Below are 22,700 nucleotides of genomic sequence, written 5' to 3' on the forward strand. Positions count from 1 at the left end.
TGGTAAGCTTGCGCCGTACCCGCAAGGAGGTTCCGCATGATCCGCGCCTTCCGCAACCTGATCGAACGGCAGCTGGCCAAGGCCCAGGCCGAAGGGCAGCTGCAGGGCCTGAAAGGCGAAGGCAAACCGCTGCCCGACCGCAGCGGCGAGGCGCATCTGGATGCAGGTTTGGCGGCGGGGTTGCGGATCATGGCTGAGGCCGGGGTGGTGCCGGAGGAGTTCCGGCTGCAGGCGGACCTGGACGCGGCGCGCAAGGACTATGCCGCCTTGACGGACCCGCAGGCGCGCCGGGCGGCGATGGCGCGGATCTCGGATCTGGAAATGCGCCGCAACATGGCGCGCGATGCGCGGAAATCCTTCTTCCGTTAGCGCAACACCCCGTTGTTTCCGGCGCAATTCGCGCTATAGACAGCGCCAAGACATCACACCATCCGCAAGAGAGTGAGGCATTATGGCCAAAGACGCTTCCGTACAGCAGGAACAACTCGACCGCATCGCCAACGGCAAGGGCTTTATCGCCGCGCTGGACCAGTCGGGCGGCTCCACCCCGAAGGCGCTGAAGCTTTATGGCGTGAACGAGGACGCCTATTCGAACGACGACGAGATGTTCGCCGAGATCCACAAGATGCGCACCCGCATCATCACCTCGCCGAGCTTCACCAAGGACCGCATCCTGGGCGCGATCCTGTTTGAAAAGACCATGGACAGCGAGATCGAAGGCAAGCCGACCGCCGCGTTCCTGTGGGAAAACTGCGGCGTGGTGCCGTTCCTGAAGGTCGACAAGGGCCTGGCGGACGAGGAAAACGGCGTGCAGATGATGAAGCCGATGCCGGAACTGGACGCGCTGCTGGCGCGCGCCAGCGACAAGGGCATCTTCGGCACCAAGATGCGCTCTGTCATCAAGGACGCCAATGCCGAGGGCATCAAGGCGGTTGTCGCGCAGCAGTTCGAAGTGGGCCAGCAGATCGTTGCGGCCGGCCTGGTGCCGATCATCGAGCCGGAAGTCGACATCAATTCCGCCACCAAGGCAGAAGCGGAAGAGCTGCTGAAGGCAGAGATCAAGGCACAGCTGGACGCGCTGCCGTCCGATGCCAAGGTGGCGCTGAAGCTGACCATCCCGTCCAAGGCCGGCCTCTATGACGAGCTGGCGGACCACGCCAATGTGGTGCGGGTCGTGGCGCTGTCGGGCGGCTACAGCACCGATGACGCCTGCGCGCGCCTGGCGCAGAACCCCAAGATGATCGCCTCCTTCAGCCGCGCCCTGACCGAGGGCCTGAATGCGGCGATGAGCGACGCGGAATATGACGCCGCGCTTGGCGCCAATATCTCCAAGATCTACGACGCATCGCTGTAATCCGGCTGGTTCCGGAACTGGCAAGGGCCGCGCCTGCTGAGGCTGCGGCCCTTTTTTTATGCAGGTTTTATACAGGCTGGCTGGCGGGCGCGGCCCTTGCCGGCCTGCGCCCCGGGGTCAGGCGGCAGATCAGACCCCGGAGCGCCCGGCGCAGCAGACCGCCAGCACCAGCCCGGCGCCGCTGAGGAAGGGCAGCCAGAAGTAGCGCAGCGCCGCCACGGTGAACCAGCCGGGCTGCGCCTGCGGTGCCTGGCCGGCGCCGCCGAGCCAGACCCAGAAGACCAGCGCCGCGGCGGAGATCAGAACCCCGCTGAAGGCGAGCAGCCAGCGGGCGGAGCTAGGCATCCGCGCCTCTGCCGCGGTGTGCCGCTCCGCTATCCGGCTGGCGGCAAGCCACCCGCTCACGCCGCTTCGGTCAGCGATGGGCGCAGGCCAGTGCAGCTGACCCGGTTTTCGTTTGAGGCCAGATAGCGCTGCGCCTCCTCTCGGTTGCCGAAGCTCAGGGCCTCGTCATAGAAATATGTGATCCTGTCCCCGGTCCGGGACAGCAAGGCGCCGCTCTCAAACAAAATAAACCACTTCTTACGCACCAGATGCATCAGCCTCACTCCTTTCTGAAGCCCGGCCCAAGGCGGTTTCAGCCTGGCCGGTTCCACTGCAGTTCCAGAGGGTGCGCGCAGTCGTCCGGGTCCCCCGCTGTCCGTCTGCCAGGTGCTGGATCTGCCCCTGTTGCGCCCTCTTGAAGTCAGGTTTTGCGCCCAGAGGTTGCCAAAAGGTTAACGGGTCTTTCTGCTGGTTTTACGCGGCATTATCCCGCCTGCTGGCGGCGGTTTTCCGCTTGCGTCGGCGGATTTACGTAAAATTTGGCAAAAACCCGCCGTTGCAGTTTCCGGGGCCGCTTATCCAGCAAAAAGCCCTTGCCGGGCGCTGCCGCCCCGCCCGGCGGGGCGGGGGGTTCCAGGCCCGCGAATGCGGCCGGCGCGGGGCGGGCGCGGCGCCGGACCGCCCTGCGCTCAGCGGAAGTTCGGCGGGCGCTTTTGGAACTGGGCGGTGACCGCCTCCATCTGGTCGGGCTTGCCGATCAGCGCCAGCTGCTCGGCGCTTTCGGCCAGCAGCACCTCGGCCTGGGAGGCGCCGCTTTCGGCCTGGGCAATCAGCCGCTTGGCGGCGCGGATCGCCGAGGGGCTTTGCGCGGCGATCGCGGCGGCCAGTTCAGAGGCGCGCGACAGCGGGTTGCCGGCCAGTTCGGTCACCAGGCCCCAATCCAGCGCCTGCTGCGCTTCGATCTTTTCCGCCGTGTAGGTCAGGCGGCGCAGCACGTCGGAGCGCACCAGCCGCGGCAGCAGCGCCATGCCGCCCATGTCCGGGATCAGCCCCCATTTCATCTCCATCACCGACAGCTTTGCCTCGGGGTGGGCGATGCGGATATCGGCGCCCAGGGCGATTTGCAGCCCGCCGCCGAAACAGGCGCCATGCACCGCGGCGATCACCGGCACCGGCACCCGCCGCCAGACCATCGCCACCTCCTGAAAGGCGTTGGCGTCGTGGTGGGTGCGGTCCATCACAAAGCTGTCGAGGTCGCGCTGCGCGAGCATGGCAAAGCTGGCCATGTCGAGCCCGGCGCAGAAGCTTTTGCCGGCCCCCGACAGCACCACCGCGCGGGCGTCCGAGGCGGCCACCTCCTGCCCGGCGGCGATGATCGCGTTCACCATCTCCTCGTCCAGCGCGTTGTGCTTGTCCGGGCGGTCAAGCGTGACATAGGCGATGTTGTCCTTGTAGCCGGTGGTTACTCTGGCCATGGTCTTCTCCCCGCTGAAATTTTCCCGGCCAGCCTGCCCCGGAAGCAAGGCTGTTTCCAGTGCAACGTCGGGGCAGGCAGACGCGGGGCGCGGCGCTGCGCGGCAGGCCTTGCCGCGCGCCGCCGCTTGGGGTTATCTGCCGCCATGACTGGCCCCCGTTACACCCCGCTCGCCCTCTCCCTGCCCGCCACCGTGCCCTTTGTCGGGCCTGAAACCCAAGAGCGCGCGCGCGGCGTGCCCTTCACCGCGCGGCTGGGGGCGAATGAAAACATTTTCGGCCCTTCGCCCAGGGCGGTTGCGGCGATGGCGCAGGCCGCCGCGGAGATCTGGAAATACGGCGATGCCGAGAACCATGACCTGCGCCTGGCGCTGGCGGCGCATCACGGGGTGCAGCCGGAAAACATCATGGTTGGCGAAGGCATCGACGGCTTGCTTGGCTACCTGGTGCGGCTGCTGATCGGCCAGGGCGATGCGGTGGTGACCTCGCTGGGGGCCTATCCGACATTCAATTACCATGTGTCGGGCTATGGCGGTGTGATTCACACGGTGCCCTACAAGGACGACCGCGAGGATTACGGCGCGCTGTTTGCCAAGGCGGCGGAGGTTGACGCCAAGATCGTCTATCTTGCCAATCCCGACAACCCGATGGGCAGCTGGCACAAGGGCGCAGATATTGCCGCGGCGCTGGACCGCCTGCCTGCGGGCTGCCTGCTGTTGCTGGACGAGGCCTATGTCGAATGCGCGCCCGAGGGCACCGCGGCCCCCATCAGCGCCGATGATGCGCGGGTGATCCGGATGCGCACGTTTTCCAAGGCCTACGGCATGGCGGGGGCGCGGGCGGGATATGCGCTGGGGCATCCGGAGCTGATTTCCGCCTTCAACAAGGTGCGCAACCATTTCGGCATGAACCGGGCGGCGCAGGCAGGCGCGCTGGCAGCGCTGCTGGATCAGGAGTGGCTGGCGCATATTGCCGGGCAGATCGAGGCGGCGCGGGGCCGGATTGCGGAGATTGCGGCAGCGAACGGCCTGAGCGCCCTGCCCTCCGCCACCAATTTCGTGGCGATCGACTGCGGCGGGGACGGCGCCTTTGCCAAGGCGGTGCTGGAGTCGCTGGTCGATCAGGGGATTTTCGTGCGGATGCCCTTTGCCGCGCCGCAGAACCGCTGCATCCGCGTGAGCTGCGGGCCGGAGGCGGAGCTGGACGCTTTTGCCGCCGCGCTGCCGCGGGCGCTGGAGGCCGCGCGCCGCGCCGGCTGAATTCTGCCAGCGGCGCCCGGATCGCGGCGGTTTTACCGGACATTCACCACTCCAGACCTACCATTTATATGTAGTCCCTGGAGATTAGTCATGCGTGACCACGAACTGCCGGAAGGCATGCCGGATTTCTTCACTGCCGCGATCACTTTTGCCGGGATCAACCTGATGTGGATCTTCTTTGTGATCTGGGTGATGTACGGGCTGGTTCCCGTGCTGGTGCTGGCGGTGCTGATCAACCATTTCATCACCAGGCTGGACATCCGGCTGAAGTCGCAAAAGGCGTGACGCCGCCTTTTGCCTGCGCCCGGCCGGGAGTCTAGCGGCCTGCCAGCGCGGTTGCCGCGGCCTCCAGCGCGCCGCCCCCGTGCGGGATGTCCAGCGCCTTGAGGCCGGTTTCGATGCCGCCCAGCAGGCCCATGATCATATGCCCGTTGACATGGCCCATGTGGCCAAGCCGGAAGAAGCCGTGCCATTCCGGGCTGCGGGGCGGCGCCATGCCCAGGCCGATGCCGAGGGTCAGGCCCAGGTTCTGTTCCAGCCACGTCCGCAACTCGGTGCCGAGCGGCGATCCGATCCGCAGCGCGGTGACCGCATGGGAGCGCAGGGCGCGGTCCGGCACGTTCATCTTCAGCGGGCCGTCCCGGCCCCAGGCCTCGCAAGCGGCCCAGATGGCGCCGGCCAGACGGGCGTGGCGGGCCCAGACCGCCTCCATCCCCTCGGCGTGGATCATGTCCAGCGCGGCGCGCAGGCCGTAAAGGTGATGGGTGGGCGCGGTGCCGCCGAAATACTGATAGAACTCTTCCGGGTTGGCGCGCGGCTCCCAGTCCCAGTAGCGGCTGATCCGCGGCAGCGCCCGGCGCGCCTCCGCGGCGCGGGTGTTGAAGAACACAAAGCCCATGCCCGCAGGCACCATCAGCCCCTTCTGGCAGGCGGTGACCATGACATCCACACCCCACGCGTCCATCTCGAACCGGTCGCAGCCGAGCGAGGCGATGCAATCGGCCATCAGCAGCGCCGGGTGGCCGGCCGCATCCAGCGCCCGGCGCAGGGCGGCAACGTCGTTGCGGATCGAGCTGGAGGTGTCCACATGCACGCCCAGCACCGCCTTGATGCGGTGGCCGGTGTCGGCGGCCAGCGCCGCGGCGATCCGGTCCATGTCCCAGGGCGCGTGGTTGCCGGAATCCAGGATCTCAGTCTCGATCCCCAGCCCCTCAGCCATTTCCGCCCAGCCGATGGCAAAGCGGCCCGACGAGGGCACCAGCACCTTGTCGCCCGGCTGCAGGGTGTTTTGCAGCGCCGCCTCCCAGGCGCCGTGGCCGTTAGAGATGTAGATCGCAACCTGATGCTGCGTGCGCGCGACCCGGCGCAGGCCGGGGATCAGGGTGGCGGTCATCTCCACCAGTTCGCCCGCGTAGATGTTGGGGGACGGGCGGTGCATCGCCTGCAGCACCTGATCCGGAATGACCGAAGGTCCGGGGATGGCCAGGTAGGACCGGCCTGCGGCTGCGTTCACTGATCCGCTCATTTTTGGTATTCCTTGCAGCGCGGAGGACGCCCCTGCCCGCCGCGGTTGATCTGTCCTGCCACACTAGCCGCCCGGCGCGCCGGGTCAATTCCGCAGTGCGCAGCGTCACGGCGAATTGCTTGCGCCCTGCCCCGGAGCTGCTTAAATGGTCGCGGCATGTCAGAAAAGGCCCGTAATGACCCGAATTCCCTGCCGGATCCTCCCCGCATGAGCAAGCCTCACAAATCCTCCCGCGAGCTGTTCAGCTGGCTGTGGCGCGGATACCTGCGCCATTACATCGGACTGCTGGGCGTCGCCGTGATCTTCATGCTGGTGGAAGGCGCCACCATGGGCGCGCTTGGCTATATGATGCAGCCGATGTTCGACCTGGTGTTTGTCGCGGGCAATTCCGACGCGCTGGTCTGGGTCAGCCTGGCGTTTCTGGCGATCTTCACCCTGCGCGGCGTGTCCAGCGTCACCCAGAAAGTGCTGCTGAGCAAGGTCTCGCAGACCTCTGCCGCGCATCTGCGCAAGGACATGCTGGCCCGGCTCATCCGCCAGGACCCGGCGTTTCACCAGCAGCACCCGCCGGGGCTGCTGCTGCAGCGGGTGCAAAGCGACGTGGGGGCGATCAACGCGGTCTGGCAGGCGGTCATCACCGGCGCGGGCCGCGATCTGGTGGCGCTGGTGGCGGTTCTGGGCGTGGCCTTCAGCATCGACTGGCGCTGGACCCTGATCCTGCTCATCGGGGTGCCGGTGCTGCTGCTGCCGATCGCCTCGATCCAGCGCTACGTGCGCAAGAAGGCGTCGCGGGCGCGCGATCTGGGCGCCGATCTGGCGACCCGGCTGGACGAGATCTTCCACGGCATCGTGCCGGTCAAGCTGAACCGGCTGGAGGAGTATCAGACCCGCCGCTTTGGCGAGCGGCAGGACGAATTTGTCCGCTCCGAGGTGAAGGCGGCCTTTGGCACCTCCTCGATTTCCGGGATGACCGACATCATGGCGGGCGTCGGCTTCATGGCGGTGCTGCTGTATGGCGGCAACGAAATCATCGCCGGCGAAAAGACCGTCGGCCAGTTCATGAGCTTCTTCACCTCGATCGGGCTGTCGTTTGAACCGATGCGGCGGCTGGCCAATATCTCGGGCGTGTGGCAGGGCGCGGCGGCGGCGCTGGAGCGCATCAAGGAGCTGCTGGACGCGCCGATCCTGCTGAGCGAGCCTGCCGCGCCGAAGCCGGCGCCGGAAGGGCTGCCGGAGATCCGGCTGGAGGGCGTTGGCCTGGCCTATGGCGATGCGCGGATCCTGCAGGGGCTGAACCTGGAGGCCGAGGCGGGCAAGACCACGGCGCTGGTGGGGGCCTCCGGCGCGGGCAAGTCGACGATCTTCAACCTGCTGACGCGGATGGTCGATCCGCAGACGGGCTCCGTCACGGTCGGCGGCGTCGAGGTCCAGGACCTGAACACCGCAGACCTGCGCAGCCTGTTTTCGGTGGTGACGCAAGATGCGATGCTGTTTGACGAGACCTTGCGCGAGAACATCGTGCTGGGGCGCACCGATGTGAGTGACGAAGAGCTGCAGGCGGCGCTGGATGCCTCGCATGTGGCAGATTTCCTGCCCAAGCTGGAGCATGGCCTGGAAACCCGGGTCGGCCCGCGCGGCTCGGCCCTGTCGGGCGGCCAGCGGCAGCGGGTGGTGATCGCGCGGGCGCTTTTGCGCAACACGCCGGTCTTGCTGCTGGACGAGGCGACCTCGGCCCTGGATGCGCAGTCGGAGAAAGTGGTGCAGCAGGCGCTGGACAGGCTGGCGGGCGGGCGCACCACGCTGGTGATCGCGCATCGGCTGTCGACCATCCGCAACGCCGACAAGATCGTGGTGATGGACCGCGGCCAGGTGGTGGATCAGGGCAGCCATGACGAGCTGCTGGCGCGCGGCGGCATCTATGCCGATCTGTACCGGCTGCAGTTCCAGGACGGCAAGACGCTGGTGGACACCGCCAGCATCGCCGCCCAGGCGCAACAGGTGCCGGAAGGCGCGGCGCACAACGGCAAGGAGCGCTGGTTCCGCCGCTTTGCCCGCAAGGTGTTCGGCTGAACTCCAGCTTTCCTTTTGAACACTGAGGGCAGCGCCCGGCCTGCCGGCCGGGCGGAACAGGCTATTTGCTGTAGGACTTTGCCAGCCTCTCCGGGGCCGCACCGAGGAAATACCGCATCAGCGTCCACAGGTTCCGCCCGCCGCGCCGCAACCAGCCGGCGCGCTGATAACGCGCCGCGCTGGTCAGCGCCGCTGAGGGCAAGGCGGTCAGCCCCGTGAGGCGGCGCACCAGCGCCACATCCTCCATCAGCGGCTGGTCGGGGTAGCCGCCCGCGGCCTCATAGTCTTCGCGGCGGATCAGCAGGCCCTGATCGCCATAGGGCAGCCCGAACAGGCTGGCGCGCAGGTTGGCCCAGCCCGCGACCCAGGCGGGCATCAGCCCGCGCGCCCGGAACCGCAGCCGGAAATAGGCGGGATGCCCCTGCCCCTCCTGCACATGCTGCGCCACCGCTGCGGCCCAGCCCGGCTCCAGGCGGGTGTCGGCATGGATCACCAGCAGCCACTCCCCCCTGGCCGCCGCACAGCCCCGGCGCAGCTGGCCGCCGCGCGACGGCGCGCCGCTGATCCACTCGGCACCTGCGGCCTGAGCGATGGCGCCCGTCTCATCCGTGGAGCCGCCGTCGGTGATGACCAGTTCGCGGATCAGCCCGGCGCCCAGCCCCTCCATCAGATGCTCCAGGCAGGCTGGCAGCTCCTCTGCGGCGTTGAGGGTCGGGATCACGATGCTGACCGGCGCGGGCATGGGGGCTTCCTCTGCGGATTTGCTGTTTTCTTCCGCCCTGCTTCCTATATCACTGGGCCAAGCAGTGAAACGCCCCGAGAGGCACACAGGAGAAAACACATGAGCGACCGCCGTATCCTGCGCCTGAGCGGCAGCGACGCCAAGAGCTTCCTGCAAGGGCTTGTCACCAATAACGTCGACCGGCTGGACGACGGGCTGGTCTATGCCGCGCTGTTGACGCCGCAGGGCAAGTACATCGCGGATTTTTTTCTGGCCGCCGATGGCGATGCGGTGCTGCTGGACGTGGACGCGCCGCTGGCCGAGGGATTGCTGAAGCGGCTGAACATGTACCGGCTGCGCGCCGATGTGCAGGTGGAGATGACGGAGCTGCAGGTGAAGCGCGGCACCGGGGCGGCCCCGGAAGGCGCGCTGGCCGATCCGCGCCACCCGGCGATGGGCTGGCGGCTGTACGGGCTTGAAGGCGGCGATGACGGCAGCGACTGGGGCGCGATCCGGGTGGCCCATTGCATCCCGGAAACCGGGGTCGAGCTGGGGCCGGAGAGCTATATCCTGGAGGCGGGGTTTGAGGCTTTGAACGGGGTGGATTTCCGCAAGGGCTGCTATGTCGGCCAGGAGGTGACCGCGCGGATGAAGCACAAGACCGAGCTGCGCAAGGGCTTCCGCACGGTTGAGGTCGAGGGCGCGGCGCCGGTGGGAACGGAGATCACCGCCGGGGGCAAGCCGGCTGGCACGCTGTTCACCCAGTCGGGCGGCAAGGGCATTGCCTACCTGCGGTTCGACCGCGCCAAGGGGGAGATGCAGGCGGGAGACGCCCGCGTTACCTGGACGCCGTGAACGGGCTGAACCAGACGGTTCTGTCCCTGCTGGGCGCGGAAGTTGCAGGCGCCCGGCCGCTGCATGGCGGCGACCTGTCGGAGGTGCAGCTCCTCTCCTTGAACGATGGCCGCCGGGTGGTGGCCAAGACCGGGCCGCTGGTGGCTGTGGAGGCGGCGATGCTGCGCGCGATCCGGGCCGCGGGCGCGCCTGCGCCTGAGGTGCTGGGCGTTGCCGGTCATGTGCTGCTGATGGAGGCGCTGGAGGAGACCACGGCCGGCGCGGCGGGCTGGCAGGCCTTGGGCGGTGCGCTGCGGCAGCTGCATTCGGTGACAGGCCCGCAGTACGGCTGGGCGGAGGACTATGCCTTTGGCGCCGTCGCGATCCCCAATGCGCCGCTGCCCGATTGGCCGGCGTTCTGGGCGGGCCGCCGGCTGCTGGCTGCCCCGGACGCCCTGCCCCGCGATCTGCGGCTGCGGGTTGAGGCGCTGTGCGCGCGGCTGCCGGAGCTGCTGCCCGCCGCGCCGCCTGCCGCCCTGCTGCATGGCGATTTATGGACGGGAAATGTGCTGTTCAGCGGCGCTGGCGCCTATCTGATCGACCCGGCCTGCTACTGGGGCGACGCCGAGGCGGATCTGGCGATGCTGCATCTGTTCGGCACGCCGCCTGCCGCATTTCACGAAGCTTACGGCGCGCTGGAGCCGGGGCATGAGGCGCGCCGTGCCATCTATCAGCTGTGGCCCGCGCTGGTGCATCTGCGGCTGTTCGGCGCCGGCTACCGGGGAATGGTGGAGGCGCGGCTGGAGGCGCTGGGTGTTTGACAATCCTCTGTTCACATCCTTGCGCTAGGGTCGCAGGCAGAACCTGCGGGTGATGAACGAGAAGGGTGTTTCATGCGACTGATATTCGGGGCCTGCCTGGCTGCGCTGGCGGCCTCCCCCGCGCTGGCGGATTACTGGAATTACAATGACTGGCATACCGCCACAGAGCCGCAGGTGTCGGAACAGGACAGCTATCTGACCTGCCGCGCCTGGACCGGCGGCGATGGCGACCCGGTCCTGGCGCTGGAGGTGTTTTCCGGCGATGCCGGCCCGCCTGCTGCCTATCCGATGGCCCAGGTGCAGGAATATGCGCCGCGCCATTACCCGACCATGATGCAGCAGGGCGGCACGGTGGATTTCATCTTTGACTTCGACCGGACGTTTTCCATCGCGGCAGGCATCAATTCAAGGATCACCGAGGAAGGTCTGGCGGAGGCCGAAAGCGTGCTGAAGTTTGAGGACCATTTGCCGATGCTGCAAGCGATGAAGCAGGGCCGCTGGGTGGAGATCTGGGCGGGGAACGACATGGTTTACGAAGCCTCGCTCAGCGGGTTCACCGCCGCCTATGGCAAGATGATGGATGAATGCGGCTTCAGCCTGGCGCTGCCTGCGGGGTGATCCGCCTGCCGGCGGATGACGGTGCAAAAGGTTTCTGAAAGCGTCTGCCAAGGGGTTTCAGAAACGTCCTTGGCGCCGCGCGGAAACGGAAAAAGCCGCCCCCGAGGGAGGGCGGCTTTCTCACGTCCGGAACGCGGCCTGGATCAGGCGCGCTCGGAATACTCCATGGTCTCGGTGTTGACCACGATCATCTCGTCCTGGCCGACGAACGGCGGCACCATCACCTTGACGCCATTGTCGAGGATCGCGGGCTTGAAGGAGTTTGCCGCGGTCTGGCCTTTGACGACCGGCTCGGTCTCGACGATCTTGCAGGTGACTTTCTGCGGCAGGGTCGCGTTCAGCGCCTCGGATTCGTGGAATTCCACCACGATGGTCATGCCGTCCTGCAGGAACGGGCGGCGGTCGCCCAGCAGCTCTGCCGGCAGTTCGATCTGCTCGTAGGTTTCGGCGTCCATGAACACCAGCATGCCGTCGCTCTCATAGAGGAACTGCTGGTCTTTCTGCTCCAGACGCACCTTCTCGACCTTATCGGCGGAGCGGAATCGCTCGTTCAGTTTGGAGCCGTTGCGCAGGTTGCGCATCTCGACCTGAGCAAAGGCGCCGCCCTTGCCGGGTTTGACGTGATCGACCTTCACCGCTGCCCAAAGGCCGCCATTATGTTCCAGGACGTTACCGGGGCGGATTTCATTGCCGTTGATCTTGGGCATGGAAAAATGCCTTTCAGATGGTTGATGAATTCTTACCAGCCCCTATATCTGGCGGGCTTGGCGCTGGCAAGACAAGGATATGGTGTGGATTCGGTGAAAAAGGTATGCGCAATTTGCATGAAAGCTATGCATCTGTGCCCTATCCGAATCGTCACAATTCCGCCATAAGCAGCGCTACGCCGCAAATTGCAATAGCAAGAACAACAAGGGATACGAGATGCGAGATTTCGTAGACGGCACCGCTTATAACAACGAGCAAGGCAACCGCGCCCGCAAACTGTTTGCTGCCGTGGTCCTGGCCGCATTGGATGATGCCATCGCCGACGACAAGAAATACGGCAATGGCCCGGAACAAATCGCCCGCTGGGCGCGCTCGCGCGATGGCCGCGAAGTGCTGTCCTGCGCCGGAATCGACCCCAACGAACGGGTGGTCGAAGGCCTGATGGACTTCGTAGGCCGCGGGGTCCGGACCTCGGTCGCGCTGTCGCGCGAGGAAAGCGAACGCCGCAACGCTGCGCAGGCTGAAGCCGCCTAAAGGTTTCTGCCTGCAGTTTTGAAAAGCGCGCCCTTAGCGGGCGCGTTTTTCTTTTGCCTGTACGCATTTCCCCGGCGTCAACCGGTCGCCCCCGGACAGCGTGCCGACGGTTCCGGCGCAGCCGTTATGGACGGCGGCGTCTAACCTGCTATGCAGGCCCGTGACATACGGGGTGCAGGCAGGGAGCTGGCAGCAAGATGACACGGGCGCGTTCGATCATGATCCAGGGCACCGGCAGCAATGTCGGCAAGTCTTTGCTGGTGGCGGGGCTGGCGCGCGCCTATGTGCGGCGCGGGCTGAAGGTGGCGCCGTTCAAGCCGCAGAACATGTCCAACAACGCCGCGGTGACGCCCGAGGGCGGCGAGATCGGCCGTGCGCAGGCGCTTCAGGCGCGTGCTGCCATGCGTCCGCCGCATACCGACATGAACCCGGTGCTGCTGAAGCCCGAGACCGATACCGGCGCCCAGCTGATCGTGCAGGGCAAGCGCCGCGGCAGCCAGGGTGCCGGATCCTTCATGCGGGACAAATCGGGCCTTCTGGAAGCGGCGCTGGAGAGCTACCGGCGGCTGGCGGCGGATGCGGATCTGGTGCTGATCGAGGGTGCGGGCTCCCCTGCCGAGACCAACCTGCGCAAGAACGACATTGCCAATATGGGCTTTGCCTGCGCGGCAGAGGCGCCGGTGGTGATCGCCGGCGACATCCACCGCGGCGGGGTGATTGCGCAGATCGTCGGCACCCATGCGGTGCTTGAACGCCAGGACCTGGAGCGGGTCGCGGGGTTCCTGGTGAACCGGTTCCGCGGCGACCTGAGCCTGTTTGACGGCGGCCGGGACGATATCGCCGCGCGCACCGGCTGGCCCAGCTTGGGCGTGGTGCCGTGGTTCTGGGATGCCTGGAAACTGCCGGCCGAGGACATGATGGACATCGCCTCGCACAAGGGCGGCGCGTGCAAGGTGGTGGTGCCGCAGCTGGAGCGGATGGCGAATTTCGACGATCTGGACCCGCTCGCGGCGGAGCCTGCGGTGACGGTGGAAATCGTGCCGCCGGGGCGCGCCCTGCCCGGCGATGCGGATCTGGTGATCCTGCCCGGCAGCAAATCGACCATTGGCGACCTGAATTACATGCGCGCGCAGGGCTGGGACATCGACATCCTGGCGCACCGCCGCCGCGGCGGCCATGTGCTGGGCTTGTGCGGCGGCTACCAGATGCTGGGCAAGACCATCGACGACCCCGAGGGCGTCGACGGGCGGCCCGGCAAGGTGGAGGGCCTCGGCCTCCTGGACGTGCATACGGTGATGGCAGGCGAAAAGCGGGTGACGCTGACCGAGGCGGTGACCCGTGACGGCAACCTGGCTGTAAGCGGTTACGAGATCCACATGGGCCGCACCACCGGCGCCGATTGCGCCCGCGCCTGGCTCAGCATCGGCGGGCGTCCCGAAGGCGCGGCCTCTGCCGACGGGCGCGTCAAAGGCTCCTACCTGCACGGGCTGTTTTCCTCGGATCCCTTCCGCGCCAGCGTGCTGGGGGCCTTGGGGCATGACAGCCAGGCGGGGTATGAGGACGGTGTCGAGGAGACGCTGGACGCGCTGGCCGCTCATCTGGAGCGCTACATGGATCTGGACCAGCTGCTGGCGCTGGCGCAGCCCGTCAAACTCTGACCCCGCCGGTTGCGGCGGCGCTCCCGCCCTTGCCGGTATGTTCTGACACGCCGAACGGAAAAGGCACGCCCTTGGCGTGCCTTGCTGGAACCGCGCCCGGGCCGCGGACTGCCCGGTGCCTATCAGCCTGCCCGGTGCCGTTAAACCTTAGAGCAGATCATGCGCGGCCAGCGCCCGGTGGATTTCGCGCCGGACCAGCTTGCGCACATTGCGAGTGATGCGCTCGCCCAGGGGGCCCTGAAGCTCTTCGCGCACGATGCTGGCAACCAGATCGCGCAGGGCGTCTTCGTCGAGATAGCTGTCGCCAGCCTCCGCCAGCGCATCCATGGCAGCGCCGGTGAAGGCGGCCTGGATGACCGGCTCCGCCGCGCTGTCAGTGTCCGCGGTGCCCGCTGGGTCCCCGGCGGTCTCCAGGATCTCCTCCGCAGGGCTGGAATCAGCACCAAAGTCCGCCTGATCGGTGCTGCGGACAGGTGCCGGCTCATCGCGCCATTCGATGGTATCGACCAGGGTAGCGGCAAAGGGGGCTTCGGTCTTGCTGTCAGGCTCCCACTGCTGCTGCGCCTGATCCCGCGCGCCGGAGATGCGGGCCTCCAGCTCGGCGATCTTGCGCACCACCGAGGCGGCGCGGGCGCCGGCTGTGCCGCCCGCCAGATCGTCCGCCAGCCCCCCGGCCGGGGTGTCCTGCGGCGGCGTGCCGGATGCGGCCGAAAACAGCGTGGCATCGGGGTCGGCCCAGGGCGCCTGCGCGGCAACGCCGCCGGGTTGCGCAGGCTCTGCTTCGGCCTCCGGTTCGCTTTGCTGCGCGGGGCGCAGGATAACCGGGCCGGATGCGGCACCGGAGCGCGCGTCGCGGTGGCGAAAGGCAAAAGAGGCGTCCGCTGCGGTTCCGTCTGCCGCATATCCCGTGCGGTCAGCGTCCTGCCCAGGCTCAGCGTCCTGTGCCGGGCGGGCCGCGGCGGCGGCGTCCGGCGCGGGCGCCTCATCTCTCGGCGGCGTGCCGCCCGCGGTGTCCGCGCGAACGGCCGTTTCCGGGCTGCGGGTTTGCGGATCCTTCACCCGCAGCGCAGGTGTCAGCACCAGACGGGCCGCTGGTTCCGGTGCCGCGGGCTGGCCGCGGCTGTCTTCGCTCACCAGGCGGCGGATCGAGGACAATACATCTTCAATCTCAGCATGGGTAACTGGGTCGGACATTTTATAAACCACTCTTGCCTCTTGCCGGAAAGTGTAGCCGCCTTCCTGCCACCGCACAACAGATAGGATGAATTATCAGTTACGCCCCAAGGCCTTGAGCACCCGGTCCAGATCCTTGCCGCGCTTGCTGCGGTGGGCGGGGGCGTCCTTGACCAGATTGTAGTAAAGCGTCGGGTCGTAAATCTCCACCGCGAGGCCCAGGTGCTCGGCGGTCAGCAGGCCCTGCGCCTGCAGCAACTGATAGGCCGCAATCGCCTGGTTGGCGCGGGCGTTCACCTGCTCGGTCTGGGCGTCGAGGTATTCCTGCTCTGCCTGCAGCACGTCGAGGGTGGTGCGGGCGCCCAGGGTGGCCTCCTCGCGGATGCCGTCAAAGGCGACCTTGGAGGCGCGCACCCGCTCGCCCGAGGAGACCAGGCTGGCGCGCGCGGTTTCGACGTTGAAGTAGGCTTCGCTCACCGCCTGCCGGACGGCGCGCTGGGTGTTGATCAGCACACCGCGCTCTGCGTCGGCGTTAGCAATGGCCCGGCGCCGGACGGCGGCATTGCGGCCGCCGGCGTAAAGATCCTGCGACATGGTGATGCCGATGCTGGAAGAATTCGCGGCCCCCAGCCCGTCCTGCACGTCCTGGCTGACCCCGGCGTTGGCCCGCAGGCTCACGGTCGGCCCCAGGCCCGCGGTTGCAGACGCAACCTGATGCTCCCGCGCCTTGACCACGTGCTGCTGCGACAGCAGATCCGGCTGGTTCCTGAGCGCGACGGTATGCGCGCCGTCGAGAGACACCTGCTGGCGCGGCAAGGCCGGCTGGCCGGCAATGGCGCCCGGCGCCCGGCCCACAACCTGCTGGTAGGTCGCCTTGGCGGTCAGCAAGGTGCCCTCGGCATCCGTCAGGTTCGCCCGTGCGGCGGCAACGCGGCTTTCGGCCAGCGCCACATCCGTGCGGGTGACCTCGCCCACTTCGAAGCGGTCCTGGGCGGCCTTCAGCTCTTCCTGCAGCAGCCGCAGGTTGTTGCGGCGCAGGGACACGTTTTCCTGCGACTGGAGGACGCCGACATAGGCCTGCACCGCCTGGAACAGCACCGTTTGCTCCACGCTCAGCAGGGCCTGACGGGTGGCCAGAACGATTTCCTGAGCCGCCAGCCGGTCCAGGCGGCTGGCGCCGCCATCGAACAGCAGCTGGGTCAGCTCCAGCTGGGTGGAGAGGGTGTTGCGGGTCTCGTTGAAGTTGCCCTCGTTATAGGAGTTGGCCGCGTTCACCGTCCACTGGACCAGCGGGCGCAGCCGGGACAGCGCGATTGCGACGTCTTCGTCCGCGGCCCGCAGCAGCGCCCGGTTCTGCTCCAGCAGACCGCTGGTCTTATAAGCGCTGATCATGGCGTCGGACAGGTTGTCCGCCGCCGCCTGAAGCGGCATCAGCGCCGTGGCGGCCACGCCGCCGGCGAACACAAAAGCCTTAAACACACTCGCCGGGAATTTCATTCGCATTGCCTGCCTTTTGTTCTGCCGCGCCGCCAGCCGCGGTGAGTTGTCCCTCTTCAGGCGCCAGCGTCACCGGCGCCCGGCCTCTCCCCTGTGGCGGCGGCCCCGCCCCGTCAGCCGCCGTGTCCGACCGGTGCGGTCAGAGCGCAAATTCGCGCGCAGCAGCAAAGCCCGGCAGCACCGGCGCAGCGGCGTTGAAGTCGAACCGCCAGGAAATCCCGCGGCCGCTCTTGTAGCCGATCTTCACCTCGCCGAGAGCGCCGGTCATCATCAGCGCCGCGATCCGGCCGCCGTCCTTGAGCTGCGCCAGCAGCGGCGCGGGCAGCTCCTCTGCCCCGCCCTGCACCAGGATCACGTCGTAAGGGCCGTGTTCGGCCGCGCCTTCCGCCAGCGGGCCGGTGTGAACGATCGCATTGTCGGCGCCGGTCTCGGACAGCAGCGCCTGGGCGTCTTCGGCCAGATCCTCGTCTTCCTCGACGCCGATCACCATCTGCGCCACGCGCGCCGCAACCGCGGTGGAATAACCCAGCCCGCAGCCCACATCGAGCACCAGCTCGTCATTCTGGATGTCCAGCGCATCCAGAATCTTGGCCAGGGTGCGCGGCTCCAGCAGCACCCGGCTGCCGCCGAGGCTCACGTTCTGGTCGGCATAGGCCGCTTCGCGCTGCGCGGCGGGCACGAACTGCTCGCGCGGGACGGCCAGCATGGCTTCGATGATCGGGTATTTGGTGACATCCGACGGGCGGACCTGGGTGTCCACCATCATACGGCGGCGTTCGGCGAAATCAGGCATTTGCTAAACTCATGTGTTCAGTCTGTTGCATCAGGTTGTGGCACATCCCGGCAGGCACGGCAACGGGGCCTTTGGCGCGAAAGCCGCAACTGGTGCAGCGCTGCCGCGGCGCGCCGCCGCCGGGCCGGGCGCAAACGGCAGCAGCCAGCGGGCCGGGCGGCCGCTGGCTGTGGTAAACTAAGGGGTTCCGGCGGCTGCGGGCGGCCCGCACCCCGCCCCGGCTAAAGGGCGCAGCTTTTGCAGAACGGCGAGGCCGGGCGCTGGTCCAGCCAGTCGTCGGCGATATCGTCGCCGCAGATCTGGCAGAAGCCGTATGACCCCTCGCGCAGGCGGGCGAGTGCCGCGTCGATGCGGCGCAGCTCGTCCAGGCTGGCCTTGGGCGGCACCGCGACGGCGGGGGCCCGCTGCAGACGCGGCGCGGCATAGGCCGCGGCCGCCCCGGCCTCTAGCCCGGTTTGTGACAGAATCCCTGCCAGCTCCATCCGGCGAACCTCAAGTGTTTGTTTTCTGGCGGAAAAGTTCATAGTCCATACCCTCCAGCTCAATTTTCGCGCAACGTGCCGTGAGGTCAAAGCCATGGCCTTGATCCAGATCAAAATACTCGCGATTTCGAAGGATTGCACTACCCTATAAGTTGCAAATTTTTGGTAAACCCGCAGAACGGGGGCGCAGGCTCAGCCTGCCTCCTCCGCGGCGCAGATCTTGCACAGCGGCGCGGCGGGCAGCAGGTCCAGGCGCGCGTCGGAGATCCTCTCGCCGCAGGAGGCGCAGATGCCGTAGGTGCCCGCCTTGATCCGGGCCAGCGCCGCATCGATCCGGCGCAGCTCGTCCAGTTCCGCCTTGCCGAGGCTTTCCAGCACCTCGTCGCCCTGCCGCTCGGAGGCGCGGTCCTCCCAGTCCTTGGGCATCGGTGCGTCCAGCGTGTGCTCAACCTCGCTCAGATGCCCGGTCAGTTCAGCCCGGCGCGCCTCAAGCGCCTGTTTGCGGGTGGAAAGATCCATTGTGTCTGCCTCCTGTTTTGACCTGCGCAGCGTAGCCCGGTGCCGGGCGCGCGGCCTTGACCTGGCTCAACCGCGCGGCGTCAAATCCGCTGGCCTGCGGCGGGGCGGCTTGCTAGACATTTGCCGACGGGTTTGAGCAGAGATGAGGAGCCTTCGACGATGATCCGGATTTTCACATGTGCGCTGATGCTGCTGGGCCTGGCGGCCTGCGAGACCACCAAGGGCGCGGGGCGCGACATTTCCAAGGCCGGCCAGGCGATCAGCGGCGCCGCGCAGGACGTGCAGGACAGCTTCTGAGCCGCCCTGCCCTTCCACCAGTTCAGAGACTGCGCAAGACGCCCGGCCCGCCGCCGGGCGTTTTCTGTTGCGGGCTATTCGATCCCCAGCATCGCCTTGGCTTCGGCCAGGGTCTCGACCGAGGCGTCATGCTCTCCCGCGTCATGCTGGGCCTGGCCCTCGTCGCGCAGTTCCTGGACGGTTGCCAGATCTTCTTCCGACAGGTCGGTCCCGGCGGCCAGTGCCGCGTCGATGGCGGCAATGTCGGCGGGGCATTGAGCGGCCAGCACCGGCGACGCCAGCAGAGCGATCACGGCGGCCAAAGTCAGGTGTTTCATGGTGTTATCCTCCCCAGGTGAACGGGGTGGAGGATAGCATGGAACGGGGGCGGTTTCAGTCGGAGAGTTGCGGGGCGGCGGCGGATGGGCGGAGAGTGGCGCATGGGGGGCGGCTGTAGAAAGCGGCAGGCAGGATTGCCCGCTCTGCGGGGAGTGAGGGAGGCCTTAAGAACGGCATTTCCTTCAACCTACTAACCAATTGCTTTATACATCAGAACATTAAAAATGCTTTCGACAGAGACGCTCGCGAACAGAATAAACAGCAGACCCAATAAAACAAAAACGAAAAGCACCCCCCCTAGCCAACGAAAGAAAATATTGATGTTCTGGGTGAACTTGTCGCTCCCTCGAAAACCTCGAACATAACGCCCCAATAACAAGTGTAGAATCCTACCCGGGAGAAGACGATCATCATTCAGTACTTTCGCCGGCCCGAGAAAAATTACTACTTTCCGATAACCCTCAGCGAGCAACTGTGCAATCCGAACCCATAAGCCGGCAAGGCACCAGCCAAGACATGGACGACTCTTACTACACGAGCGACGCCCCGCTTCAACTGGCTCACCTACTGCCTCAGTATTACCTCCACCATCCTCGTCCATTTTTGCTTGAGCGTTCTTTGCTTGAGCGTTCTTTGCTTGAGCGATCCTTTTTTCCTCCATCTCGAAATACGACTGACACATCAAGGCAAAGCGTATGTAAATTCGCCAGACAGAAAAATAAGTAAAATAGATCGATAAAACTACTGTTACAATTAGGGAAAAACTAGCCAAGTTCCGAACCCAAGAACTGACAGTGTAAAAATAAGAGTCACCGCTGCAAATGATTTGACCACCCTGTGATCCACCCCACGAACTAAGATCCGAAGCCACTCCCCCTTTCTTAAAGTTGCTGCAGATTGCTTTAGAGAAATAATCAAATGTCGGATCTCCAACTTCAGAAAAGCAAAACGCGCACAACAGGATCACCACCCCCAGCAAGCACCAAGCCGGAATAGAGTAGAACAGTGTCATCACTACAGAAATTCTAAGCGAAACTGTTTTTCCACCCTTGTTTGATATAAAAGCAAACCCCGCGTTCTCGTTTGGATATCTGCTCTCGATAGCAGTGACGCTACGCAAGGCATTTTCGATCAACTCTTGAAAGATGAAGTCAAAAAAGGAAATCACCACAATGCCGCAAAAGGCGGCCACTGTTACAGCCAACAGCGAAACAATGTAAAAGTCTAATGAGGACAGTACTGACGGCTCACCAACGCCCCCAACGATAAAGTTAATCGCAGTGTAGTATCCTGCCACAATCGAGGCGAACAGAAACCTATAGTTGAATGAAAACTTGTTGAGGTCAGTAACACGCTTCAAAGCCTGATCATACGAAAACTGCTCAAAAGTATCTGGGTCGCCCATCACACTTCTCCCCCACCCTGCGCACATAGTAAAACTGCTTTCCCACCCATTGTCCATTCAACCATTTGCAGCATGGAAATTCAACCACTCACCCTATCCTTTGAGTTTGTTTCCAGTGGACAACGGGCGCTTCGAATTTGCTAAGTCAATTGACTTATTCAGTGCATCTTCACGACCAAAAGGAAGTCCACCCGTGGGGGCGGATCGGGCGCTGCCCGGCCTCTCGGCCGGGCGAGGCTTTGGATAGGCCGGAAACAGAAAACGGGGCCGAAGCCCCGTCTTGCAACTGTTTGATTGGTCGGCGTTTCCGCCGCAGAACGCCGGGGTGCGGGCACGCAGTTGGCCGCGGCAACCGCTTTCGTCCGCGCTCCCTCGGAAATGGACAGCCTCAGCTGTCCATTTTGAGGGCGGAAATAAACGCCTCCTGCGGAATATCCACCTTGCCGAACTGGCGCATCTTCTTCTTGCCCGCTTTCTGCTTGTCCAGCAGTTTGCGCTTCCGGGTGGCGTCGCCGCCGTAGCATTTGGCGGTCACGTCCTTGCGGAGCGCCGAGAGGGTCTCGCGGGCGATCACCTTGCCGCCGATGGCGGCCTGGATCGGGATCTTGAACATGTGGCGCGGGATCAGCTCCTTGAGCTTCTCGCACATCGCCCGGCCGCGCATCTCTGCCCGGTCGCGGTGGACCATGGTGGAGAGCGCATCGACCGGCTCGTCATTCACCAGGATCGACATTTTCACCAGGTTGTCCTGGCGGTAGCCGATCATCTGATAGTCGAAGGAGGCATAGCCCTTGGTCACCGATTTCAGGCGGTCGTAGAAGTCGAACACCACCTCGTTCAGCGGCAGGTCATAGACCACCATCGCGCGGGAGCCGGCATAGGAGAGGTCCATCTGGATGCCGCGGCGGTCCTGGCAGAGCTTCAGCACGTCGCCGAGGTATTCATCCGGAACAAGGATCGTCGCCTTGATGCGCGGCTCCTCCATGTGGTCGACCTTGGAGAGATCGGGCATGTCGGCGGGGTTGTGCAGCTCGATCTGCTCGCCGTCCTTCATGAAGACGTGGTAGATCACGCTGGGCGCGGTGGTGATCAGCTCGATATCGTATTCGCGCTCGATCCGGTCGCGGATCACCTCCAGGTGCAACAGGCCCAGGAAGCCGCAGCGGAAGCCGAAGCCCAGCGCGGCGGAGGTTTCCATCTCGAAGGAGAAGGACGCGTCATTCAGCGCCAGCTTGTCGATGGCGTCGCGCAGGTCCTCGAATTCGGCCGAGTCGACCGGGAACAGGCCGCAGAACACCACCGGCTGCGCGGGTTTGAAGCCCGGCAGCGCCTTTTCGGCGCCGTTCCGGTCGTTGGTGATGGTGTCGCCGACGCGGGTGTCGCGCACCTGCTTGATCGAGGCGGTGAGGAAGCCGATCTCGCCCGGCCCCAGTTCGTCCACCGCCTGCATGGCGGGGCGGAAGACGCCGATGCGGTCGACGTGGTGCAGGGTGCCGTTCGACATGAACTTGACCCGCATGCCCTTCTTCAGGACGCCGTCCATGATGCGGACCAGGACGATCACGCCGAGGTAGCTGTCGTACCAGGAGTCCACCAGCATCGCCTTGAGCGGCGCGTCGCGGGTGCCCTTGGGCGCGGGCAGGTGCTGGACGATCGCCTCCAGCGTTTCGCGGATGCCCTGGCCGGTCTTGGCCGAGACCTGGATGGCGCCGGAGGCGTCGATACCGATCACATCCTCGATCTGCTCCGCCACCCGGTCGCAGTCGGAGGCCGGCAGGTCGATCTTGTTCAGCACCGGCACGATCTCATGATCGGCTTCGATGGCCTGATAGACGTTGGCGAGCGTCTGCGCCTCCACCCCTTGCGTCGAGTCCACGACCAGCAGCGAGCCCTCAACCGCGCGCATGGAGCGGGAGACCTCATAGGCAAAGTCGACGTGGCCGGGGGTGTCGATCAGGTTCAGCACATAGGTCTCGCCGTTCTGCGCGGTGTAGTCGATGCGCACGGTGTTGGCCTTGATGGTGATCCCGCGCTCGCGCTCGATGTCCATGGCGTCGAGCAGCTGTTCCTTCATGTCGCGGTCCTTCACCGTTCCGGTCTCCTGGATGAGCCGGTCAGCGAGGGTGGATTTGCCATGGTCGATATGGGCGACGATGGAGAAATTGCGGATGTGAGCGAGGTCAGTCATGCTCAGGCATATGATTTGGATTCGGGGTTTGGTCAAGGAGAATTGAGTGGGCAATCAAGCGTCACTGAATGAGGCAGCAGACCGTGCTTTGGACCTCCCTGACTGGCACTGAAGGCACGTTGCCGCACG

General features: G+C 65.6%; 25 protein-coding genes. 11 read left to right on the forward strand and 14 right to left on the reverse strand.

What is annotated here, in order from left to right:
• The first annotated feature begins 36 nt into the window (after nucleotides 1-36).
• Nucleotides 37-369, forward strand: a complete 333-nt coding sequence (locus DAEP_RS0108585; protein WP_027244373.1) for a DnaJ family domain-containing protein — start codon at nucleotides 37-39, stop codon at nucleotides 367-369.
• Nucleotides 370-451: 82 nt separating this feature from the next.
• Complete coding sequence (locus DAEP_RS0108590) at nucleotides 452-1,354, forward strand: fructose bisphosphate aldolase (RefSeq protein ID WP_008554008.1); 903 nt, start codon at nucleotides 452-454, stop codon at nucleotides 1,352-1,354.
• 129 nt (nucleotides 1,355-1,483) lie between these two features.
• Here DAEP_RS0108590 and DAEP_RS0108595 read toward each other — a convergent pair whose 3' ends face one another.
• The 3 genes from DAEP_RS0108595 to DAEP_RS0108605 form a co-directional block, all read right to left on the reverse strand.
• Nucleotides 1,484-1,759, reverse strand: a complete 276-nt coding sequence (locus DAEP_RS0108595) for a hypothetical protein (protein ID WP_027244374.1) — start codon at nucleotides 1,757-1,759, stop codon at nucleotides 1,484-1,486.
• Nucleotides 1,756-1,953, reverse strand: coding sequence for a hypothetical protein (locus DAEP_RS0108600; protein WP_008555795.1), 198 nt, complete (start codon nucleotides 1,951-1,953; stop codon nucleotides 1,756-1,758). The genes DAEP_RS0108595 and DAEP_RS0108600 overlap by 4 nt, the downstream gene beginning before the upstream one ends.
• A 414-nt stretch (nucleotides 1,954-2,367) precedes the next feature.
• A complete protein-coding gene (locus DAEP_RS0108605; protein WP_027244375.1) occupies nucleotides 2,368-3,153 on the reverse strand; it encodes a crotonase/enoyl-CoA hydratase family protein in 786 nt (261 codons plus the stop codon).
• A gap of 144 nt (nucleotides 3,154-3,297) precedes the next feature.
• On the opposite strand from DAEP_RS0108605, the gene DAEP_RS0108610 reads away from it, so the two are divergent.
• Together DAEP_RS0108610 and DAEP_RS0108615 are read left to right on the forward strand one after the other, a co-directional pair.
• Nucleotides 3,298-4,410, forward strand: coding sequence for a pyridoxal phosphate-dependent aminotransferase (locus tag DAEP_RS0108610; RefSeq protein ID WP_027244376.1), 1,113 nt, complete (start codon nucleotides 3,298-3,300; stop codon nucleotides 4,408-4,410).
• A 90-nt stretch (nucleotides 4,411-4,500) separates the two neighbouring features.
• On the forward strand, nucleotides 4,501-4,695 hold the full coding sequence (locus DAEP_RS0108615) for a hypothetical protein (protein ID WP_008557240.1): 195 nt from the start codon (nucleotides 4,501-4,503) through the stop codon (nucleotides 4,693-4,695).
• A 31-nt stretch (nucleotides 4,696-4,726) separates the two neighbouring features.
• Here DAEP_RS0108615 and DAEP_RS0108620 read toward each other — a convergent pair whose 3' ends face one another.
• On the reverse strand, nucleotides 4,727-5,935 hold the full coding sequence (locus DAEP_RS0108620) for a pyridoxal-phosphate-dependent aminotransferase family protein (RefSeq protein ID WP_027244377.1): 1,209 nt from the start codon (nucleotides 5,933-5,935) through the stop codon (nucleotides 4,727-4,729).
• Nucleotides 5,936-6,142: 207 nt separating this feature from the next.
• Here DAEP_RS0108620 and DAEP_RS0108625 point away from each other — a divergent pair, with 207 nt between their 5' ends.
• On the forward strand, nucleotides 6,143-8,005 hold the full coding sequence (locus tag DAEP_RS0108625) for an ABC transporter ATP-binding protein (protein WP_027244378.1): 1,863 nt from the start codon (nucleotides 6,143-6,145) through the stop codon (nucleotides 8,003-8,005).
• A gap of 61 nt (nucleotides 8,006-8,066) precedes the next feature.
• Here DAEP_RS0108625 and DAEP_RS0108630 read toward each other — a convergent pair whose 3' ends face one another.
• The gene (locus DAEP_RS0108630; protein ID WP_027244379.1) at nucleotides 8,067-8,747 is read right to left on the reverse strand and encodes a TIGR04283 family arsenosugar biosynthesis glycosyltransferase; all 681 of its coding nucleotides are present in this window, start codon (nucleotides 8,745-8,747) and stop codon (nucleotides 8,067-8,069) included.
• A 99-nt stretch (nucleotides 8,748-8,846) separates the two neighbouring features.
• Between DAEP_RS0108630 and ygfZ the strand changes: the two genes are divergently transcribed.
• From ygfZ to DAEP_RS0108645, 3 genes are all read left to right on the forward strand, one after another.
• On the forward strand, nucleotides 8,847-9,581 hold the full coding sequence (gene ygfZ / locus DAEP_RS0108635) for a CAF17-like 4Fe-4S cluster assembly/insertion protein YgfZ (RefSeq protein ID WP_027244380.1): 735 nt from the start codon (nucleotides 8,847-8,849) through the stop codon (nucleotides 9,579-9,581).
• Nucleotides 9,578-10,381: a fructosamine kinase family protein gene (locus DAEP_RS0108640; protein ID WP_027244381.1), complete on the forward strand. Its 804-nt coding sequence runs from the start codon at nucleotides 9,578-9,580 to the stop codon at nucleotides 10,379-10,381. The genes ygfZ and DAEP_RS0108640 overlap by 4 nt, the downstream gene beginning before the upstream one ends.
• A 72-nt stretch (nucleotides 10,382-10,453) precedes the next feature.
• Entirely contained in the window at nucleotides 10,454-10,999 is a 546-nt protein-coding gene (locus DAEP_RS0108645) for a hypothetical protein (protein ID WP_008556565.1), read from the forward strand.
• A 143-nt stretch (nucleotides 11,000-11,142) separates the two neighbouring features.
• Here DAEP_RS0108645 and efp read toward each other — a convergent pair whose 3' ends face one another.
• The gene (gene efp, locus DAEP_RS0108650; RefSeq protein WP_008556228.1) at nucleotides 11,143-11,706 is read right to left on the reverse strand and encodes an elongation factor P; all 564 of its coding nucleotides are present in this window, start codon (nucleotides 11,704-11,706) and stop codon (nucleotides 11,143-11,145) included.
• Nucleotides 11,707-11,923: 217 nt separating this feature from the next.
• Between efp and DAEP_RS0108655 the strand changes: the two genes are divergently transcribed.
• Nucleotides 11,924-12,241 carry a DUF6280 family protein gene (locus DAEP_RS0108655; protein ID WP_008556013.1) on the forward strand — a complete coding sequence of 106 codons (318 nt, stop codon included), beginning with the start codon at nucleotides 11,924-11,926 and terminating at the stop codon, nucleotides 12,239-12,241.
• A gap of 197 nt (nucleotides 12,242-12,438) precedes the next feature.
• Nucleotides 12,439-13,899, forward strand: coding sequence for a cobyric acid synthase (locus DAEP_RS0108660; protein ID WP_027244382.1), 1,461 nt, complete (start codon nucleotides 12,439-12,441; stop codon nucleotides 13,897-13,899).
• 147 nt (nucleotides 13,900-14,046) lie between these two features.
• On the opposite strand, the gene DAEP_RS24215 is transcribed toward DAEP_RS0108660, so the two are convergent.
• From DAEP_RS24215 to DAEP_RS0108690, 5 genes are all read right to left on the reverse strand, one after another.
• Nucleotides 14,047-15,093: a hypothetical protein gene (locus DAEP_RS24215; RefSeq protein ID WP_154665044.1), complete on the reverse strand. Its 1,047-nt coding sequence runs from the start codon at nucleotides 15,091-15,093 to the stop codon at nucleotides 14,047-14,049.
• Between the two features lie 75 nt (nucleotides 15,094-15,168).
• A complete protein-coding gene (locus tag DAEP_RS0108670; RefSeq protein ID WP_027244384.1) occupies nucleotides 15,169-16,575 on the reverse strand; it encodes a TolC family outer membrane protein in 1,407 nt (468 codons plus the stop codon).
• Between the two features lie 133 nt (nucleotides 16,576-16,708).
• Nucleotides 16,709-17,362, reverse strand: a complete 654-nt coding sequence (locus tag DAEP_RS0108675) for a protein-L-isoaspartate O-methyltransferase family protein (RefSeq protein ID WP_027244385.1) — start codon at nucleotides 17,360-17,362, stop codon at nucleotides 16,709-16,711.
• A 221-nt stretch (nucleotides 17,363-17,583) separates the two neighbouring features.
• Nucleotides 17,584-17,844, reverse strand: a complete 261-nt coding sequence (locus DAEP_RS0108685; protein ID WP_245595073.1) for a TraR/DksA family transcriptional regulator — start codon at nucleotides 17,842-17,844, stop codon at nucleotides 17,584-17,586.
• Nucleotides 17,845-18,036: 192 nt separating this feature from the next.
• Complete coding sequence (locus DAEP_RS0108690) at nucleotides 18,037-18,363, reverse strand: TraR/DksA family transcriptional regulator (protein ID WP_008556820.1); 327 nt, start codon at nucleotides 18,361-18,363, stop codon at nucleotides 18,037-18,039.
• A gap of 159 nt (nucleotides 18,364-18,522) precedes the next feature.
• Here DAEP_RS0108690 and DAEP_RS23535 point away from each other — a divergent pair, with 159 nt between their 5' ends.
• Nucleotides 18,523-18,660, forward strand: coding sequence for an entericidin A/B family lipoprotein (locus DAEP_RS23535; protein WP_008557432.1), 138 nt, complete (start codon nucleotides 18,523-18,525; stop codon nucleotides 18,658-18,660).
• A gap of 74 nt (nucleotides 18,661-18,734) precedes the next feature.
• On the opposite strand, the gene DAEP_RS0108700 is transcribed toward DAEP_RS23535, so the two are convergent.
• The 3 genes from DAEP_RS0108700 to lepA form a co-directional block, all read right to left on the reverse strand.
• Nucleotides 18,735-18,977 carry a hypothetical protein gene (locus tag DAEP_RS0108700; protein WP_008557521.1) on the reverse strand — a complete coding sequence of 81 codons (243 nt, stop codon included), beginning with the start codon at nucleotides 18,975-18,977 and terminating at the stop codon, nucleotides 18,735-18,737.
• 191 nt (nucleotides 18,978-19,168) lie between these two features.
• Nucleotides 19,169-20,383: a hypothetical protein gene (locus tag DAEP_RS0108705; RefSeq protein ID WP_027244386.1), complete on the reverse strand. Its 1,215-nt coding sequence runs from the start codon at nucleotides 20,381-20,383 to the stop codon at nucleotides 19,169-19,171.
• A gap of 388 nt (nucleotides 20,384-20,771) precedes the next feature.
• Nucleotides 20,772-22,571 carry a translation elongation factor 4 gene (lepA, locus tag DAEP_RS0108710; protein WP_008554941.1) on the reverse strand — a complete coding sequence of 600 codons (1,800 nt, stop codon included), beginning with the start codon at nucleotides 22,569-22,571 and terminating at the stop codon, nucleotides 20,772-20,774.
• Nucleotides 22,572-22,700 lie beyond the last annotated feature (129 nt).

It is taken from the genome of Leisingera daeponensis DSM 23529, assembly GCF_000473145.1.
Classification (GTDB): Bacteria; Pseudomonadota; Alphaproteobacteria; order Rhodobacterales; family Rhodobacteraceae; genus Leisingera; species Leisingera daeponensis.